We start from the raw sequence: 18,291 nt of genomic DNA, 5'->3' as shown, positions 1-18,291 counted from the left end.
CAGGTTCAAATCCTGTCCCCGCAACCAAATGGTCCCGTGGTGTAGTGGTTAACATGCCTGCCTGTCACGCAGGAGATCGCCGGTTCGACCCCGGTCGGGACCGCCATTTTATATAAAGAAAAGAACGAAACAAGTTGTTTCGTATTTTTTTATTTGTTTTAACAAAAAACTAATAAAGACAGTCAAACTATCCTTAGGACAACTCCTAAGGACTTTTTTATATATTCAAAACCTGTATAATAAAGAGCAGAGAACATTGTGAGTAAAGTAGGTGAAGTCTGTGAGAAAATATGAAGTAACAACAAAATCTTCTGCGGAAACACAAAGATTATCAGAAAAACTAGGTGAACTCGTAGAAGCACAAGATGTAATTATTTTAGAAGGAGATCTTGGAGCTGGTAAGACGACTTTTACAAAGGGACTAGCAAAAGGTCTTGGAGTGAAAAGAGTTGTAAATAGTCCTACCTTTAATATTATTAAAGAATATAAAGGAAGATTACCGCTATATCATATGGACGTGTATCGCTTAGCAGAAAGCGAAGAGGACTTAGGCTTTGATGAGTATTTCTACGGTGAAGGAATTACGGTAGTGGAATGGGCTCATTTAATAGAAGCATATTTACCGAATGAAAAGTTACAAATTAGTTTATTCCATGCGGGAGATGACACAAGAAAAATTATACTCGAGCCAATTGGAGATCGCTATATTAGATTATGTGAGGAGCTATTACAAGATGAAAGTACTAGCAATTGATACTTCAAATTACGTAATGGGTGTATCCCTTATTGAGGAAGGAAACGTGATTGGGGAAATCATTACAAATTTGACGAAAAACCATTCTGTACGTCTTATGCCAGCTGTAGAGCAACTGTTAAAAGAATGTGGTGTAAAACCGAAGGAATTAACTAAAATCGTAGTAGCTGCTGGACCTGGATCATATACAGGTGTTCGCATAGGCGTGACAGCGGCAAAAACATTAGCTTGGTCACTTCAAATACCAATTGTAGGTGTATCAAGTTTAGAGGTAGTAGCTGCAAACGGTGCTAACTTTAATGGGTTAATTTGTCCTTTATTTGATGGAAGACGTGGGCAAATTTATACTGGATTATATACATATGAAGGAGAGCAGTTAACTTCAATAGAAGAAGACCGAATTATTCTTATTGTGGACTGGTTGCAAATGTTAAAAGATAAAGGACAGCCTGTTTTATTTATCGGTAATGATGTTAAATTGCATAAAGAAACAATTATAGAACATTTAGGTGATCAAGCTGTATTCGCTCCTTTTACTAAAAATAATCCAAGACCAAGTGAGCTAGCATTCTTAGGATTACAACAAGAAGAACAAGATGTGCATACGTTTGTTCCAAGCTATCTTCGTTTAGCTGAAGCTGAAACAAAGTGGTTAGAAAGTCAAAACAAGTAGGGGCCTTGCAGAAGATGGATATGATATTTAGAAAGATGGAACTTGATGATATTGCTCAAATTGTAGCTATTGAAGAAGTATCTTTTTCAACTCCTTGGACTGCAGATGCCTTTCACCGTGAATTAACGATGAATGAACATGCACATTATATTGTGTTAGAAAAAGATGGTCGTGTAATCGGATATTGTGGATTGTGGATAATTATTGATGAATCACATATAACAAATATAGCTATTTTGCCAGAATACCGAGGTCAAAAATTGGGAGATGCCTTATTGAAAGCAGTTATTTCAGAAGCGAAAGAACTAGGAGTAAAAACAATGACGCTTGAAGTACGTGTATCAAATGAAGTAGCAAAGCAGTTGTACAAAAAATACGGATTTCAAAATGGTGGAATTCGTAAACGATACTATGCAGACAATCAGGAAGATGGTCTTGTAATGTGGGTGAATATATAATGGAAAAAAATACGATTATACTTGGGATTGAAACAAGCTGTGATGAAACAGCGGTAGCGGTTGTTAAAAATGGAACGGAAATTATTGCGAATGTCGTTGCATCACAAATCGAAAGTCATAAACGTTTTGGCGGGGTTGTACCAGAGATTGCATCCCGTCATCATGTAGAAGAAATTACAGTTGTGTTAGAAGAAGCTTTAAAAGAAGCAAATATCACATTTGATGATATTGATGCAATTGCTGTAACAGAAGGGCCTGGTTTAGTAGGAGCACTTCTAATTGGGGTAAATGCAGCGAAGGCAGTAGCTTTTGCACATGATATTCCGCTAGTCGGTGTTCATCATATTGCAGGTCATATTTATGCGAACCGTTTAGTAAAAGAAGTTCAATTCCCGCTATTATCACTTGTTGTATCTGGTGGGCATACAGAACTTGTTTATATGAAAGAACATGGTTCATTTGAAGTAATTGGTGAAACGCGAGATGATGCAGCTGGAGAAGCATATGATAAAGTAGCTCGTACGTTATCTATGCCATATCCAGGTGGTCCGCATATTGATCGTCTTGCACATGAAGGAGAACCAACAATTGATTTGCCTCGTGCATGGCTAGAACCGAATTCATATGATTTTAGCTTTAGTGGATTGAAATCAGCAGTTATCAACACTGTGCATAACGCGAAACAACGTGGTATAGAAATTAAACCAGAAGATTTAGCGGCAAGTTTCCAAGAAAGTGTAATAGATGTACTTGTAACGAAAGCAGCTCGTGCAGCAGAAGCTTATAATGTAAAGCAATTACTTCTTGCTGGTGGAGTAGCTGCTAATAAAGGACTTCGTGCGCGATTAGAAGAAGAATTTGCACAAAAAGAAAACATTGAACTAATTATTCCACCGCTATCTTTATGCACAGATAATGCAGCAATGATTGCAGCGGCAGGGACAATTGCGTATGAACAAGGCAAGCGTGCAACATTAGCCTTAAATGCGAATCCAGGATTAGATATTGAAGCATAGTTATGCACATAATTAACCACAGCTTGTGGATAAAACCCATATTATCTGTTGATAATGTGGGTTTTGTTGTGTATATAAAGTGTTGATATCTTTTTTGTTAGTTGTGGATAATGTGGAAAAGTTGTTTTGTTAGCTATTTTATAAAGGTGGATATGTGTATAAGTTTGTGGATAAACTAGATGAAGTCTGACCTTTGAATATATTGTTTTTCGGGAAATAAAAAGTAAGAAGATATCCCTGAAAAACATTTTGAAATATCCTTCTATTATAGAGGGTGCTGATATTGTCAATCCTTGTCGGTAAATCGATATTTCGTGTCGAATCGTTTATATATAGGGTGACAATAGATGTATTTGAAAATTGGTTGATATATTCCGAGTTACCATTGATATATTCAAAAAATTATTTATGTACTTAAAGAAAAAAGATGTCACATAGTCAAAAATCATGACTGATGAGACATCTTCCTTATTTAAATACTCTTATACATGCAGCTCTTCCCACTCTGCCATACAAGTTTCAAGTTGTTCTTGTAGCGTTTGTTTTTTAGTTGTAATTTCACTCGCTTTTTCATAATCTGCATATATTTCTGGTAAGCAAAGTTGATCTTCTAACGTAGCAATTTCTTCTTCTAAGTTTACGATGTTTTGTTCTAGTTCTTCAATTTTTCGAGTGCGTTGACGTTCTAATTGTTTACGCTCTTTTTCTTCGAGATAATTTAATTTTTCTTGAGCTACAGTTTTTTGAACAGGTGCCTGATTTTCTTGCTGTTCAAGTTGTTCAAATGCTGCGCGTTCAATCATTTCATTTTTCTTCTCCACATAGTAATCGTAATCCCCTAAATATTCCTGTGCACCTTCTGTTGATAACTCAACCACAGTCGTTGTTACACGGTTAATGAAGTAGCGATCATGTGAGACAAATAGAAGAGTCCCTGGATAATCAATTAAAGCATTCTCTAAAATCTCTTTACTATTTAAATCAAGGTGGTTCGTAGGCTCATCCAGAATTAATAAATTTGACTTTTGCATCATAAGTTTCGCAAGAGCTAATCGAGCTTTTTGTCCACCACTAAGGGAAGATACTGGTTTCAGTACATCATCTCCTGTAAATAAAAAGTTCCCGAGTATAGTACGGATTTCTTTTTCAGGTTGCAGTGGATATTCATCCCATAGTTCATTTAAAACCCGTTTAGAAGATGTTAAGTTTGCTTGTTCTTGATCATAATAACCAACAGATACATTTGATCCGAAAGAAACATCACCATTTAATAGTGGTAACTTATTCACAATAGATTTTAATAATGTGGATTTCCCAATTCCGTTTGGACCAACTAAAGCAACACTATCTCCGCGAGTTAAGCGCATAGTTACGTTTTCAATTATAGGGTCCTCATCATAGCCAATGGTTGCATCCTTTACTTGTAAAACATCATTTCCACTTTGCTTTTCAATATCGAAGTGGAATGATGCTGACTTAGAATCCCCTAATGGTCTCGTTAATAATTCCATTCTGTCTAGTTGTTTACGGCGACTTTGAGCACGTTTCGTTGTAGAGGCGCGAGCTATATTCTTTTGAACGAAGTCCTCAAGTTTTGCGATTTCATCTTGTTGTTTTTCGTAACGTTTCATTTCTTGCTCATATAATGCTGATTTTAAGTCTAAATATTTACTGTAGTTACCAACAAATCGTCTGCTTTCTTTATTCGAAATTTCATATACTTGTGTAACAAGTTTGTCTAAGAAATAACGGTCATGTGAAACGATTAATATTGCGCCAGGATAACCTTGTAAATATTGCTCAAGCCATGTTAATGTTTCGATGTCTAAATGGTTTGTAGGCTCGTCCAAAATAAGTAAGTCTGGTTTTGTTAATAATAATTTTCCGAGAGCTAATCTTGTTTTTTGCCCACCGCTTAAAGTAGAAATCGTCGTCTGGTGCGTTTCAACTGGGAAGCCAAGGCCGCTTAAAATGGAGCGAATATCCGCTTCATATTGATATCCACCTTGATCTTTATAATTGAGTTGCAATTGGTCATAATCAGCTAACAATCTTTCGTATGTAGCTTCGTTTGAAAAGTTTTCTTCTTTTCCCATCTCTTGCTCTAGCCTTCGAAGTTTTGTCTCCATTTGCTGTAAGTGGGTAAAGACGGTTAACATTTCATCCCAAATTGTTAAAGACGTTTCTAGTCCGGTATTTTGAGCTAAATACCCGATTGAGACATCTTTCGGTTTTATAATTTCGCCACCATCATGAGATAACTCACCAGCGATAATTTTTAATAATGTAGATTTTCCAGCTCCATTCCTTCCAACTAATGCGATACGATCTTTTGTTTGTACTTCCAATTTTATGTTTGCGAGAATTGTTTCTGCGCCGTATAATTTCGAAAGTCCATTTACTTGTAATAAAATCAATGTTTTCACCTCAAATAATTTCTTAACTTTGCCATGTTTATATTTCTCAATCATACTAAAAATAGTGTATAGTTTAAAATAAAGAGAGAATACTTCTTCTCTTTATTATACAAGGAATTTAATGAGTACTAAACTTCTGTATTTGATTAAAGTATATGAATGAAGATAGGAAGAGAGGAGAGGTCATATGGATCAGCAAAAGATTCCACAAGCCACTGCTAAACGATTGCCTCTATACTATCGATTTATCCAAAACTTATCTCTTTCTGGTAAGCAGCGTGTTTCATCGGCCGAATTGAGTGAAGCGGTAAAGGTAGATTCCGCAACAATACGAAGAGATTTTTCGTATTTTGGAGCGTTAGGGAAAAAGGGATATGGATATAACGTAAATTATTTATTATCATTTTTCCGCGAAACACTTGATCAAGATGATATAACGCGTGTAGCACTTATTGGAGTAGGTAATTTAGGGACCGCTTTCTTACATTATAATTTCACGAAAAACAATAATACAAAAATTGAAATGGCGTTTGATGTTAGTGAAGAGAAAGTTGGAACAGAAATCGGAGGCATTCCTGTATATCATTTAGATGAATTAGAAGAGAGATTATCAAATGATATACAAGTGGCAATATTAACAGTACCGGCTACAGTAGCGCAAGCTGTAGCAGATAGATTAGCTGAAACGAGCGTGCACGGTATTTTAAATTTCACACCAGCACGATTAAACGTATCAGAGAATATTAGAATTCATCATATTGATTTAGCTGTAGAGTTACAAACATTAGTTTACTTTTTGAAAAATTATCCACAATAAAACGCAGAGGAAGCGACCTCTGCGTTTTATTATTGTTTCTTCTTTGTGAATTTAACTAATATAAGGCGAAGTGCCAAATTAAAATCAATTGTTGCCATAACTGCAAATAGTATTGTCCATACATTCCAGATTGTATCTGTCACATTCGTAATGGCGAAGCGTGTAAAGATACATCCAAGAAGGAAGTATAGTGCAGCCATGAACAATGGTGAGTTTCTCATACAAAAAATCCTCCGATAAAGCCTTGCATTTTTTCAGCTTCTTTAATCATTTCTTGAATTTGCTCATTGCTCATAAAAATTTGCCCGATAGCGACTAATGTATTCATCGCAACATGAGCTGCAATAGGAACGATAATTCGCTTCGTTTTTACATATAAAAAGGCGAATACGAGCCCCATAGAAGTGTATACCAATAAGTGAGTAAAATCAAAATGAATTGCTGCGAATACAAGCGAACTAATGATAGCTGCAATAAAGAAGTTAAACTTCTTATAAAGTGTACCGAATAAAATTTTTCTAAATACGATTTCTTCTAAGATAGGTCCAATTATAGATACAACAATAAGGAACCAAGGTATCGTTCTTGCGATGTCCATCAGTCTGTCTGTATTCTCAGATCCACGTGGAACCCCAAATACATACACTTCAATCATACCTGCAATGGATTGTGAGATGATTGCTAAGAAGAACCCGATGAAAATCCACCCAATTGTAGCTGGAACAGAAGAGCGCGTTGCATCTAAATGTCTGTCGCGAATATCTGTTCTAAGTAACCAAAGTACGATACATAATGCAACAAAGAAGCTAATAATTGCCCAGTGTCCCATTATGATTTGTCCTTTTTCCTCAATGGTAAATCCTCTATTATCATAGAGTCCTGTTTTTAGGAGAAGTGGTAATCCAACAGCGCCAGATAATTGCATTAAAATGTATGTAACGATAATCCACCAGTATTGTTTTTTCAAATGGTTTAACCATCCTTTCTAACTCTAGTGTATGAGATGAGGTAGGATAACATGTAAATATGTTATCTACGATATAAACTTTCATCCGAATTATGATTTTTTTGTAAATACATATTTGAAATTGAAGTAAGAGACAGGAAAAAGTTGTGCGTTTAGCGAAAACAACTTAGGGTGTCTTTCATATTGTAACATACGAGTTGGGGAAACAACGATTCATATAGTAAAGGCAGTATTCTATATAGAAAGTTTATATAGTAATTTGCGAAAAAATTATGATTTTTTTACTTGCAAAAGAAATTGAGATTATTTATTATTATAAGTGTGTTAGCACTCGGATGACTTGAGTGCTAATAAATAAAATTTACATAACAAAATGAGGAGGTTATTGTTCATGCTAAAGCCATTAGGTGATCGCGTTGTAATTGAGCTTGTTCAAGCAGAAGAAAAAACAGCAAGTGGTATCGTATTACCAGATACTGCAAAAGAAAAACCACAAGAGGGTAAAGTTGTTGCAGTAGGTACTGGTCGAGTGCTTGAAAATGGTGAGCGTGTTGCTTTAGAGGTAGCAGCAGGTGATCTTATCATCTTCTCAAAATATGCAGGTACTGAAGTGAAATATGAAGGTACAGACTACTTGATTTTACGTGAAAGTGACATTTTAGCAGTTATCGGTTAATTATATAAATCTTAAAAAATCCAAGGGGGTCAATTATTATGGCAAAAGATATTAAATTTAGTGAAGAAGCACGTCGTTCGATGCTTCGCGGTGTCGACACTCTTGCAAACGCAGTAAAAGTAACACTTGGACCAAAAGGTCGTAACGTTGTACTTGAGAAAAAATTCGGTTCACCACTTATTACAAATGATGGTGTAACAATCGCAAAAGAAATCGAATTAGAAGATGCATTCGAAAACATGGGTGCAAAATTAGTAGCAGAAGTTGCTAGCAAAACAAATGATGTAGCTGGTGACGGAACAACAACTGCAACTGTATTAGCGCAAGCTATGATTCGTGAAGGTCTTAAAAACGTAACAGCTGGTGCTAACCCAATGGGTCTTCGTAAAGGTATCGAAAAAGCTGTTACTGCTGCAATTGAAGAATTAAAAACGATTTCTAAACCAATCGAAGGCAAATCTTCTATCGCACAAGTAGCTGCTATTTCTGCAGCTGACGAAGAAGTAGGTCAATTAATCGCTGAAGCAATGGAGCGCGTTGGTAACGACGGCGTTATTACTTTAGAAGAGTCTAAAGGATTCACAACAGAATTAGACGTAGTAGAAGGTATGCAATTTGATCGTGGATATGCATCTCCTTACATGATTACTGATTCTGACAAAATGGAAGCAGTTCTTGATAACCCATATATCTTAATTACTGACAAAAAGATTTCTAACATTCAAGAAATCTTACCAGTATTAGAGCAAGTGGTACAACAAGGTAAACCACTTCTTATCATTGCTGAAGATGTAGAAGGCGAAGCTTTAGCTACATTAGTAGTGAACAAACTTCGTGGTACATTCAATGTAGTAGCTGTTAAAGCTCCTGGATTTGGTGACCGTCGTAAAGCAATGCTAGAAGATATCGCAATCTTAACTGGTGGCGAAGTAATCACTGAAGAATTAGGTCGTGACTTAAAATCTGCTACAGTTGAATCTTTAGGACGCGCTGGTAAAGTTGTTGTTACAAAAGAAAACACAACTGTAGTTGAAGGTATTGGAAATACAGAGCAAATCGCAGCTCGCATCGGTCAAATTCGTGCGCAATTAGAAGAAACAACTTCTGAATTCGATCGTGAAAAATTACAAGAGCGTCTTGCTAAACTAGCAGGTGGCGTAGCGGTAATTAAAGTAGGTGCAGCAACTGAAACTGAGTTGAAAGAGCGCAAACTTCGCATTGAAGATGCACTTAACTCAACTCGTGCAGCAGTAGAAGAAGGTATCGTTGCAGGTGGTGGTACTTCACTTATGAACGTATACACGAAAGTAGCTTCTATCGTAGCTGAAGGCGACGAAGCAACAGGTATCAACATCGTACTTCGCGCACTAGAAGAGCCAGTTCGTCAAATCGCAATCAACGCTGGTCTAGAAGGATCTGTAGTTGTAGAGCGTCTAAAAGGCGAAAAAGTAGGCGTTGGTTTCAACGCAGCTACTGGCGAATGGGTTAACATGCTTGAGTCTGGTATCGTAGATCCAGCTAAAGTAACTCGTTCTGCACTTCAAAACGCAGCATCTGTTGCAGCTATGTTCTTAACAACTGAAGCTGTAGTAGCTGACAAGCCAGAGCCAAATGCACCAGCAATGCCTGACATGGGCGGCATGGGCATGGGCGGTATGGGCGGAATGATGTAATAAGCATCACTCTGTGAAGCTGTGCAATGTATAAATAGTTAATTAGAAGAAGGCTACTTCCTTGATGAGAGGAGGTAGTCTTTTTTATGTTTTTTAAAATTGCATAAAAGGAATTTCTTGAAGACCGTAAGTTCGGGAATATAACGAGGGTAAATATCAAAATTATGAGGTTCTATTAGGTAGTTTTATCAATTACTGTCACGATAATGACATTTTGAATGTTGAAGAAATTAAAACTCTTTATGTGAAAAGCTATGTACGTTATTCCAAGATAAAGGTAATACAGCTAAAACAATAAATACGAAGTTACAGTGTATTTGGGCATTTACGTGGAATAAATCATCCTGAAAAAGTGAGAGGGATACTTGATTTTGCAAAGAGAAAGTTAATAAGAGAAGATATATTTTGATAGGATTCGCGTGTTTATTTAGACAGCGGCGTTTCAACTTCTTAAAAAGGGGGGGATAATTTTTTGGTAGTAAATTCCGAATATTTAGTACGGTGAAATAGCTTCACGTGATATAATTTTTGTGTAAAATATTGTATGGAGAAGGGGTAGCATGACGCAAATAAAGGTTACGCCAGAACGGCTAGAACAGTCAGCAAAGCTTGTTCTTGAAACTAAAAATAGGTTAGAACAAATACATAAAGATTTATATAACCAAACGGAATACGTAGCTTCAATGTGGAATGGTGCAACGAGTCAAAGATTTTATCAGATGTTTAATGAAACAAAACCTCAAATGTTTAATGTGTTTAGGGAATTTGATAAGATTGCAGAAGAACTAATGCATGCTGCTGAAAAGTTTCGTAATGCTGATGAACTTTATGATGGTAATTTAGTTGATGGAAGTTTATCTAATGAAAAGATAGAAGCAGGAGCAATGGGCGACAAACCCCCTGAAAAATCTATGCTGAGAAAAATTTGGGATGGTATATACGTTGGCTCTGGGCAAGTTATTGGGGAGCTTGTAGAAGGATTTGATTCATTAGATGATACAGTAGCAAAGGAAAATGTTAAGTATGCCATAGGTCACCCTATAGAGACAGTTTCTACTGCTTGGAATACTGTTTCGGATTCATTTATGAATGATTTTTGGCATGGTGATGCGGAAAGTCGTACAAAATGGGGCACAAGTATTTTTATGGGACTTGGATTGGGATGGGTTGGGGATAAAGGAATAAGCAGAGTAGGGAAAGTGACTACATTAGGGATAAAAGCAGAACAGAGTATTTCTCATTTTTCAAATAAATTAAAAATGAGAGACCCCTTTGCATATGTTGGTGATTTTAGAGATGTTCCAAAAACTTCTTTTAATTCTTTAGAAGAAGCACGAAATACATTTATGTTTGCTGACCCTGGTAATTTAAATACACCTAGATTCCAAGAATACCTTAGCCAAGTAGAAGAAATTACAAATAGAAAAATCTCTGAAAAACAGAGGGAATTACTACAAGAACACATAGAAAATAATAGTTATGAACGATTAAGCAAAGAAGAAGTTGCAAAAAGAAGAAGCGAATTTGGTAGATTAAAAGATGATTTAAGAGAAGAGTGGGAACTGGAGACTAATCAAAAATGGCCTACTTATGAAGAAGAAATCCTTTCTAGAAGAGGAATACCGCTAAGGCATGTAGATGACCCGTATGATGCACATCATTTTATTGAAAATGCACACGGTGGAGAACATGAGTGGTGGAATATACACCCAGCTAAATTTCCTACTGAACATCAAGGTGGGATTCATGGCAAGGAAGGTATTTCAAAAGAGATTTTTAAGAAAAAGTAAATAACGGAGGTATTAACGCTATGTTTAACTTTTTGAAAAAATATGTTGTAGCAGACAGAAGTGTACGTTCTAAACAAAAACCTATTTTTTATCCTATATATCAAGAAGAGATAGATGAAGCAGAAAACTTATTACAAATGGAACTCCCAAAAGAACTGCAACGTTTTTATCAAGAAATAGGCTGTGGTTTTTTAAAGTCTGATAAAAGAATGTTTTTCAACAGGTTTATGGACCCGATTTCAGTTGCGGATTTTCGCTTAAGACAGGATATTTACGAATATAATCCAAACCTAGATGATGTAGATGATGATGAATCATTAGTATTTTTTGAAGCAACAGAACTTAACTTTTTAACAATTAAATTTAAAGAAGAAAATGAATTAGGACAGTGTCCCATCTACTCTGAGAACATAAAAATAGCGGATTCTTTAGAAGAATTTTTAATTAAAATGGACGAAAACCCTGATTATTATATTTAATCTTATTAATAATTGCTTTAAGGATTAGGACTTGAAGAATAGCTAATCGTGAATAACAAAAAGCTTATGTATAACTTGCATAGGCTTTTATAGTGTCTATTAACTCTTTTGTTTGTGTGTATTCATGCCAGCGTAAGAGCTAGAACAGGTTGATGAAATTTTTATACGGATAGGTAAAAAATAGGGAGAAACTGATGATACGACTTTAGCTGTAGTAGCTGACAAACTAGAATCAATTACACCGGTAATGCCTGGCATGGGTGGGATGATGTAATTCTTTTCTAAAAAACATCCATTTCTATATAGAAATGGATGTTTTTTAGAAAAGGAAATGAATTTCTGTAGAATTTTGTCGCTTTCTCTCTTGACCATATAGATACTTCATTGTTAGAATCTAGGAAGATAATATAAAACGATCCTTCATATATCCTCAATGATATGGTTTGAGAGTCTCTACCGGGTTACCGTAAACAACCTGACTATGAAGGCAGTGTGTCTTATATTTATAAAGAGCGGAGACTATCTTTCTTTATAAAGCCAGACCCCTGCCTTTTCTTTGTTATGAGACTAGAGGCGGAGGACTGGCTTTTTTTATTATATTAGTAATGCTTTTCGCCAAATTGGTGAAAATATTTATATACGAGAACTAACGTTGGGGTGATTATTTTGAAGAAGCAACACGATACAATTATCGTTTTAGATTTTGGAAGTCAATACAATCAGTTAATAGCACGTCGAATTCGTGAGTTCGGTGTATACAGTGAACTTCATCCACATACAATTACTGCAGAAGAAATTAAAGCAATGAATCCAAAAGGGATTATTTTCTCTGGTGGACCAAATAGCGTATACGGTGAAGGTGCATTACATTGTGATGAAAAAATCTTCGAACTAGGTTTACCGATCTTCGGTATCTGTTACGGTATGCAGCTTATGACACAACACTTCGGTGGTAAAGTAGAGCGTGCCAACCACCGTGAGTACGGAAAAGCTGTTCTTAAAGTAGAGAACGAATCAAAATTATATGCGAACCTTCCAGAAGAGCAAGTTGTATGGATGAGTCATGGCGACTTAGTAACTGGTTTACCTGAAGGATTCGTAGTAGACGCAACAAGTGAGTCTTGCCCAATTGCTGGTATGAGCAATGAAGCGAAAAACTTATACGGTGTACAATTCCATCCAGAAGTACGTCACTCTGAGCACGGTAACGATTTAATTAAAAACTTCGTATTCGGCGTATGTGGTTGTTCTGAAGGATGGAACATGGAGAACTTTATCGAAGTAGAATTAGAAAAGATCCGTGAAACTGTTGGAGACAAAAAAGTACTATGTGCACTTAGTGGCGGCGTAGACTCTTCTGTTGTAGCAGTATTAATTCATAAAGCAATCGGCGATCAGTTAACATGTATTTTCGTTGACCACGGTTTACTTCGTAAAGGTGAAGCAGAAGGCGTTATGAAAACATTTAGCGAAGGCTTCCATATGAACGTTATTAAAGTGGATGCACAAGAACGTTTCATGAACAAGTTAAAAGGTGTAGAAGATCCAGAACAAAAACGTAAAATCATCGGTAACGAATTCATTTACGTATTTGATGATGAAGCATCTAAATTACAAGGTATGGACTTCTTAGCACAAGGTACACTTTACACAGATATCGTTGAAAGTGGTACAGCAACTGCACAAACAATTAAATCTCACCATAACGTTGGTGGACTTCCAGAAGACATGCAGTTCAAATTAATTGAGCCTTTAAATACGTTATTTAAAGATGAAGTACGTGTATTAGGATCTGAACTAGGAATTCCTGATGAAATCGTATGGCGTCAACCATTCCCAGGTCCTGGTCTTGGTATTCGTGTATTAGGTGAAATCACAGAAGAGAAATTAGAAATCGTTCGTGAATCTGATGCGATTTTACGTGAAGAAATTATTAAAGCAGGATTAGACCGCGAAATCTGGCAATACTTCACGGCGCTTCCTGGTATGCGTAGCGTAGGTGTTATGGGTGACGAGCGTACTTATGATTACACAGTAGGTATCCGTGCAGTAACATCTATTGACGGTATGACAGCTGACTGGGCACGTATCCCTTGGGACGTACTAGAGAAAATCTCTGTACGTATCGTAAACGAAGTAAAACACGTTAACCGTATCGTGTATGATGTAACGAGTAAGCCACCAGCAACTATTGAGTGGGAATAGTATTGTAATAAAAAAGATCCATCTATCATTCATGAATAGATGGATCTTTTTGTTTTCGTTGTTAATACGAACGAAAATATAAAAAAATATAAAAATGTTCGCTTTTAAATTGACAAAAATACATTCAAGAGTTAATATGAGTATGTAATTCAAACGAAAAGTGAATATTATGCCGTCGTATAATATCGGGGATATGGCCCGAAAGTTTCTACCTAGCTACCGTAAATGGCTTGACTACGAGGCGTTTAGATAAAGATGAGGGGCAACTTGTCTTTATTCATAGAACGCTTCCATGTATATGCAATGGAAGCCTTTTTTATTTTTAATAGATAAAAGAGGGCTAGGGAGATTACGGCGAGTAATCATATAACGGGGGAAACGTAGGATGAAACGCTATTTTCAATTTGATGAGCTCGGTACGAATTATAAAACTGAGTTCATAGCGGGGTTAACAACATTTCTATCTATGGCTTACGTACTGTTTGTCAATCCTGCTACGCTGTCGCTTGGAAATGTTAAAGGGTTACCAGCAGGTACAGGGATGGATCCAGGTGCAGTATTCGTTGCTACGGCATTAGCGGCAGCAATCGGTTCGTTAATTATGGGTATTTTCGCGAAGTATCCAATTGCTTTAGCGCCAGGTATGGGAATTAACGCGTTCTTTGCTTATACAGCAGTGTTAACGATGGGTATTCCGTGGCAAACGGCCATTGCCGGAACATTAATGTCAGGTATTATCTTTATTATTCTTACTGCTTCAGGTATTCGTGAAAAAATCATTAATGCAATTCCATCGGAGTTAAAGTTTGCAGTAGCAGCAGGTATCGGATTGTTCATTGCATTCCTTGGATTCCAAAATGCTGGAATTATCGTGAAAAATGATGCTGTTCTTGTTGGGTTGGGGGACTTAACAAAGGGCACAACGTTACTAGCAATCTTCGGGGTTGTTACGACAATCATCTTCATGATTAAGAAAGTTAATGGTGCAGTATTTTACGGTATGATTCTTACAGCGATCTTAGGAGTGGCAACAGGATTAATTGATACTCCGAAAGCTGTAGTGGGAGCAATACCGAGTCTAGAACCAACGTTCGGCGTGGCGTTAACGCACTTCGGAGATATTTTTACGGTTCAAATGGGGATTGTTATTATAACGTTCTTCTTTATCGATTTCTTTGATACAGCAGGTACGCTTGTAGCGGTTGCGAATCAAGCTGGATTAATGAAGAACAATAAATTACCACGTGCAGGAAAAGCATTATTTGCAGATGCGATTGCAACTGTAATTGGTGCAATCTTGGGTACATCAACAACAACGTCTTACATTGAATCGTCTGCAGGGGTAGCAGCGGGAGGACGTTCTGGATTTACAGCAGTTGTAACAGCAGGATTCTTCTTACTGGCACTATTCTTCTCGCCATTACTAAGTGTTGTAACGCCAGCTGTAACGGCACCAGCTTTAATTATTGTAGGAATCTTGATGGTTTCTTCTTTAGGGGAAATTGATTGGAAGAAATTCGAGATTGCAGTGCCAGCATTCTTTACAATTATCTCTATGCCACTTACGTATAGTATCGCAACTGGGATTGCGATTGGATTTATCTTCTATCCAATTACAATGGTTGTGAGTGGTCGTCGTAAAGAGGTTCATCCGATTATGTATGTTATGGGAGTTTTATTCGTACTATATTTCATCTACGTTCGTAAATAAAAGGGGTTTTTTAAAGGTCTAGACTTAAGGGGAGTCTAGACCTTTTTTTGCGTCTTCAGAAAAACTTAAGGATTTCCGAGCGTTTTTCTTCAGAAGTTTTCCTATAATAGAAGTTAGGGATTAAAAAAGTAATGGGGGAGATATTGTGGCACACGAAACAATACTTGTCGTAGATGATGAAAAAGAAATTCGGAATTTAATTACAATCTATTTAAAGAATGAAGGATATAAAGTATTACAAGCAGGGGACGGAGAAGAAGGGCTACGTTTACTGGAAGAAAATGAAGTGCATCTAGTCGTATTAGATATTATGATGCCGAAAGTAGATGGTATTCATATGTGTATGAAAGTAAGAGAATCGAAAGAGATGCCTATTATTATGCTTTCTGCGAAAACGCAAGATATGGATAAGATTTTAGGATTAACAACAGGAGCAGATGATTACGTAACGAAGCCCTTTAATCCATTAGAGTTAATTGCACGAATTAAATCTCAGTTACGCCGTTATATGAAAATGAATGGCTTTGCTATTCAAAATGAGGACGAGCTAGAAATTGGAGAGATGAAAATAAACATCTCGACCCATAAAGTTATTGTAGAGGGAGAAGAAGTGAAACTAACCCCGAGGGAATTTTCAATTTTAGAATTGCTAGCTAGAAATCCAGGTATGGTGTTTAGTGCGGAGCAAATTTATGAAAAGGTGTGGAACGAACGATCTTTCCAGTCTGATAATACTGTAATGGTGCATATTCGAAAAGTACGTGAAAAGATTGAGGAGAATCCAAGGAAGCCTAGATATATAAAAACAGTATGGGGAGTGGGGTATAAGATTGAAAAAGATATTTAATCCGTTTACTTATGCTAGGAAAATTCGAGAGTTAATTGGGAAGATAATAAAGAGCGTGAAACGGAGTATAAGGATTCAACTTATTACGGCGTTTACTGCTTGTGCGTTATTAGGTCTCTTTGTATCAACGAAGATAGTAGCACCTATTTTTGAAGATGCTAGCCAGCATGCTGAGATTAATTATAGAGATGGTATGGAGCAAATTAATCGTAAAGCTCAAAGTACAGCGGAAATGATGGTTGCTGAAAATAAATTAGATGCTGTACAAAATATGATAGAACTAGAAAATGAGAATTTAGAGCAAGGGAATGATGCCTTTAAAATATTAGTTACTGACGAAAATGGTAAAGTTTTGTATAAAACGAAGCAAGCGCAAGAAGAACAAATTAATTTGCATAATACAATTCGTAATGCGACTTCATTTGCTATCAATTATTCAAATAATAATGATATTGAAAGATCAAGAAAAGAGTTTATTACATTCTCGCCTATTACAATTGAAGGTAAGAACTTATATATGTTTGTAAGCGGGATTCCTCAAGGGGAGGTAGTGTATTATAAAGTAGAAGGACCATTCCCATTTTTAATTGGTGTCCTTGTATTCATTTTCTCTTTCTTCTATATAACAAAGAGAAAGATGAAGCAGATTGAAGCAATGGCAGAAGGTGTAAAGGAAATAGAAAAAGGAAACTTAGCGTACCGCATTGAGAAGAAAGGTGAAGATGAGATTGCGTCTTTAACTGAGAATATTAATAATATGGCGGAAGAGCTTATGAATAATATAGAAAAAGAGCGTAAATTAGAAAAGCAGAAAAATGAGCTTATTACGAATGTATCTCATGATTTACGTACACCGCTGACTTCTATTATGGGTTACTTGCGATTACTTAGAGATTCTAAATATGAAAATCAAGAACAACATGATGAGTATACGAGAATTGCTTTTGCAAAGTCGGAGCAGCTAAAGAATTTAATAGAAGATTTATTTGAGTATACGAAGTTAACAAATGAACAAGTTGTATTAGAAAAACAAGAAGTTTGTATGAATGAGTTACTCGAGCAATTAATAGAAGAATTAGTACCGCAGGCGGAAGAGCATGGACTTACGTTTGTTAAGAAGTTTCCTGAGGAACGTGCTTATGCATCGATTGATTCGGAAAAGATGGTTCGTGTATTTGATAATTTACTAATGAATGCGATTAAGTATAGTAAAGATGATGGGGAGATAAAAGTTTCTCTTCAAAGGCAGCGCAGGGATATACAAATTGTAATTGCGAATCATAGTGAAGAGTTTACGAGAGAAGAGTTAGCGAATTTGTTTGAACGTTTCTATAAGAAGGATCAATCTCGAAGTAGAGTAACAGAAGGTTCTGGACTCGGGCTTGCGATTGCGAAAAGTATTGTTGAGTTACAAGGTGGTAGTATTCGAGCTGAATATGAGGAGGGTATTATTCGATTTATCGTCTCTTTACCTATTATAGAAAAATAATAAACGATAGCGTGCTACATGATAAAAAGGCTTATTTTAAAAAGAAATAAGTCTTTTTATATTTTTTTAGAAAAACATATTGACGATTAGAGTCTAGAGGTGTAGTATTATACGAGTCGCTGATGACAACAACGTCGAAAGCGGCAATCGAAATGAAAAACTTAGTTGACATTACAAAATAGAAATGTTAACATAAGGAAGTCGCAAGTGAGCGACCAAGTAGTTCTTTGAAAACTGAACGAAACAAACAACGTGAAACGTCAATTTTTATTTTTAGATGCTAGACAAACTAACTTTATTGGAGAGTTTGATCCTGGCT

The 18,291-nt window shown here is 36.3% G+C and carries 16 protein-coding genes, 1 tRNA gene and 2 riboswitches; of the genes, 14 read left to right on the top strand and 3 right to left on the bottom strand.

Translation table 11 applies throughout. The features are described from left to right. Positions 1-30: 30 nt before the first annotated feature. The 5 genes from ACS2FK_RS29945 (at position 31) to tsaD (ending at position 2,901) form a co-directional block, all read left to right on the top strand. Positions 31-106 (top strand) — tRNA-Asp (locus tag ACS2FK_RS29945). Positions 107-280: 174 nt separating this feature from the next. After that, a complete protein-coding gene (gene tsaE / locus ACS2FK_RS29940) occupies positions 281-754 on the top strand; it encodes a tRNA (adenosine(37)-N6)-threonylcarbamoyltransferase complex ATPase subunit type 1 TsaE (RefSeq protein ID WP_001233790.1) in 474 nt (157 codons plus the stop codon). After that, entirely contained in the window at positions 735-1,427 is a 693-nt protein-coding gene (gene tsaB, locus ACS2FK_RS29935; RefSeq protein ID WP_000865771.1) for a tRNA (adenosine(37)-N6)-threonylcarbamoyltransferase complex dimerization subunit type 1 TsaB, read from the top strand. The genes tsaE and tsaB overlap by 20 nt, the downstream gene beginning before the upstream one ends. 14 nt (positions 1,428-1,441) lie before the next feature. After that, a complete protein-coding gene (gene rimI, locus ACS2FK_RS29930; protein ID WP_000367207.1) occupies positions 1,442-1,885 on the top strand; it encodes a ribosomal protein S18-alanine N-acetyltransferase in 444 nt (147 codons plus the stop codon). After that, the gene (tsaD, locus tag ACS2FK_RS29925) at positions 1,885-2,901 is read left to right on the top strand and encodes a tRNA (adenosine(37)-N6)-threonylcarbamoyltransferase complex transferase subunit TsaD (RefSeq protein ID WP_000414595.1); all 1,017 of its coding nucleotides are present in this window, start codon (positions 1,885-1,887) and stop codon (positions 2,899-2,901) included. Before rimI ends, tsaD begins: the two co-directional genes overlap by 1 nt. 482 nt (positions 2,902-3,383) lie before the next feature. On the opposite strand, the gene ACS2FK_RS29920 is transcribed toward tsaD, so the two are convergent. Further along, complete coding sequence (locus ACS2FK_RS29920; RefSeq protein WP_237657487.1) at positions 3,384-5,318, bottom strand: ABC-F family ATP-binding cassette domain-containing protein; 1,935 nt, start codon at positions 5,316-5,318, stop codon at positions 3,384-3,386. Positions 5,319-5,505: 187 nt separating this feature from the next. Between ACS2FK_RS29920 and ACS2FK_RS29915 the strand changes: the two genes are divergently transcribed. Further along, on the top strand, positions 5,506-6,135 hold the full coding sequence (locus tag ACS2FK_RS29915) for a redox-sensing transcriptional repressor Rex (protein ID WP_000372699.1): 630 nt from the start codon (positions 5,506-5,508) through the stop codon (positions 6,133-6,135). A 29-nt stretch (positions 6,136-6,164) separates the two neighbouring features. On the opposite strand, the gene ACS2FK_RS29910 is transcribed toward ACS2FK_RS29915, so the two are convergent. Together ACS2FK_RS29910 and ACS2FK_RS29905 are read right to left on the bottom strand one after the other, a co-directional pair. Further along, on the bottom strand, positions 6,165-6,356 hold the full coding sequence (locus tag ACS2FK_RS29910) for a YdiK family protein (RefSeq protein ID WP_001246204.1): 192 nt from the start codon (positions 6,354-6,356) through the stop codon (positions 6,165-6,167). Further along, positions 6,353-7,102 (bottom strand): CPBP family intramembrane glutamic endopeptidase, encoded by a 750-nt coding sequence (locus ACS2FK_RS29905; protein ID WP_063546241.1) that lies wholly within the window; start codon positions 7,100-7,102, stop codon positions 6,353-6,355. Before ACS2FK_RS29905 ends, ACS2FK_RS29910 begins: the two co-directional genes overlap by 4 nt. Before the next feature lie 391 nt (positions 7,103-7,493). Between ACS2FK_RS29905 and groES the strand changes: the two genes are divergently transcribed. The 8 genes from groES to ACS2FK_RS29865 all read left to right on the top strand — a co-directional run bounded on the left by groES (position 7,494) and on the right by ACS2FK_RS29865 (position 17,972). Next, positions 7,494-7,778 carry a co-chaperone GroES gene (gene groES / locus ACS2FK_RS29900; protein WP_000917311.1) on the top strand — a complete coding sequence of 95 codons (285 nt, stop codon included), beginning with the start codon at positions 7,494-7,496 and terminating at the stop codon, positions 7,776-7,778. 38 nt (positions 7,779-7,816) lie between these two features. After that, positions 7,817-9,451, top strand: a complete 1,635-nt coding sequence (groL, locus tag ACS2FK_RS29895; protein ID WP_001029992.1) for a chaperonin GroEL — start codon at positions 7,817-7,819, stop codon at positions 9,449-9,451. 560 nt (positions 9,452-10,011) lie between these two features. Then, positions 10,012-11,241 (top strand): WXG100 family type VII secretion target, encoded by a 1,230-nt coding sequence (locus ACS2FK_RS29890; RefSeq protein ID WP_063546243.1) that lies wholly within the window; start codon positions 10,012-10,014, stop codon positions 11,239-11,241. A gap of 20 nt (positions 11,242-11,261) precedes the next feature. Beyond that, complete coding sequence (locus tag ACS2FK_RS29885; RefSeq protein ID WP_000481695.1) at positions 11,262-11,720, top strand: SMI1/KNR4 family protein; 459 nt, start codon at positions 11,262-11,264, stop codon at positions 11,718-11,720. Between the two features lie 400 nt (positions 11,721-12,120). Then, positions 12,121-12,222: riboswitch (purine riboswitch) on the top strand. Positions 12,223-12,386: 164 nt separating this feature from the next. After that, complete coding sequence (guaA, locus tag ACS2FK_RS29880) at positions 12,387-13,925, top strand: glutamine-hydrolyzing GMP synthase (RefSeq protein ID WP_000743908.1); 1,539 nt, start codon at positions 12,387-12,389, stop codon at positions 13,923-13,925. A 155-nt stretch (positions 13,926-14,080) separates the two neighbouring features. Continuing rightward, a riboswitch (purine riboswitch) is annotated at positions 14,081-14,182 on the top strand. A 128-nt stretch (positions 14,183-14,310) separates the two neighbouring features. Beyond that, on the top strand, positions 14,311-15,636 hold the full coding sequence (locus tag ACS2FK_RS29875) for an NCS2 family permease (RefSeq protein WP_000833096.1): 1,326 nt from the start codon (positions 14,311-14,313) through the stop codon (positions 15,634-15,636). Between the two features lie 145 nt (positions 15,637-15,781). Next, positions 15,782-16,483 (top strand): response regulator transcription factor, encoded by a 702-nt coding sequence (locus tag ACS2FK_RS29870; protein ID WP_000929891.1) that lies wholly within the window; start codon positions 15,782-15,784, stop codon positions 16,481-16,483. Then, positions 16,467-17,972: a HAMP domain-containing sensor histidine kinase gene (locus tag ACS2FK_RS29865; protein ID WP_063546245.1), complete on the top strand. Its 1,506-nt coding sequence runs from the start codon at positions 16,467-16,469 to the stop codon at positions 17,970-17,972. Before ACS2FK_RS29870 ends, ACS2FK_RS29865 begins: the two co-directional genes overlap by 17 nt. The last annotated feature ends 319 nt before the right edge of the window (positions 17,973-18,291 follow it).

Origin of the sequence: Bacillus cereus group sp. BceL220 (genome assembly GCF_051776965.1) — a bacterium.
Classification (GTDB): Bacteria; Bacillota; Bacilli; order Bacillales; family Bacillaceae_G; genus Bacillus_A; species Bacillus_A cereus.
Note: the sequence above shows the minus strand (reverse complement) of the source record. Positions and strands in the feature narration are given on the sequence as shown.

Bases quoted from the DNA above. Each gene is read 5' to 3' on its own strand.
- ACS2FK_RS29915 (WP_000372699.1), top strand. From the start codon at position 5,506: ATGGATCAGCAAAAGATTCCACAAGCCACTGCTAAACGATTGCCTCTA.
- tsaB (WP_000865771.1), top strand. From the start codon at position 735: ATGAAAGTACTAGCAATTGATACTTCAAATTACGTAATGGGTGTATCC.
- ACS2FK_RS29890 (WP_063546243.1), top strand. From the start codon at position 10,012: ATGACGCAAATAAAGGTTACGCCAGAACGGCTAGAACAGTCAGCAAAG.
- groES (WP_000917311.1), top strand. From the start codon at position 7,494: ATGCTAAAGCCATTAGGTGATCGCGTTGTAATTGAGCTTGTTCAAGCA.
- ACS2FK_RS29885 (WP_000481695.1), top strand. From the start codon at position 11,262: ATGTTTAACTTTTTGAAAAAATATGTTGTAGCAGACAGAAGTGTACGT.
- ACS2FK_RS29910 (WP_001246204.1), bottom strand. From the start codon at position 6,356: ATGAGAAACTCACCATTGTTCATGGCTGCACTATACTTCCTTCTTGGA.
- ACS2FK_RS29875 (WP_000833096.1), top strand. From the start codon at position 14,311: ATGAAACGCTATTTTCAATTTGATGAGCTCGGTACGAATTATAAAACT.
- groL (WP_001029992.1), top strand. From the start codon at position 7,817: ATGGCAAAAGATATTAAATTTAGTGAAGAAGCACGTCGTTCGATGCTT.
- rimI (WP_000367207.1), top strand. From the start codon at position 1,442: ATGGATATGATATTTAGAAAGATGGAACTTGATGATATTGCTCAAATT.
- tsaD (WP_000414595.1), top strand. From the start codon at position 1,885: ATGGAAAAAAATACGATTATACTTGGGATTGAAACAAGCTGTGATGAA.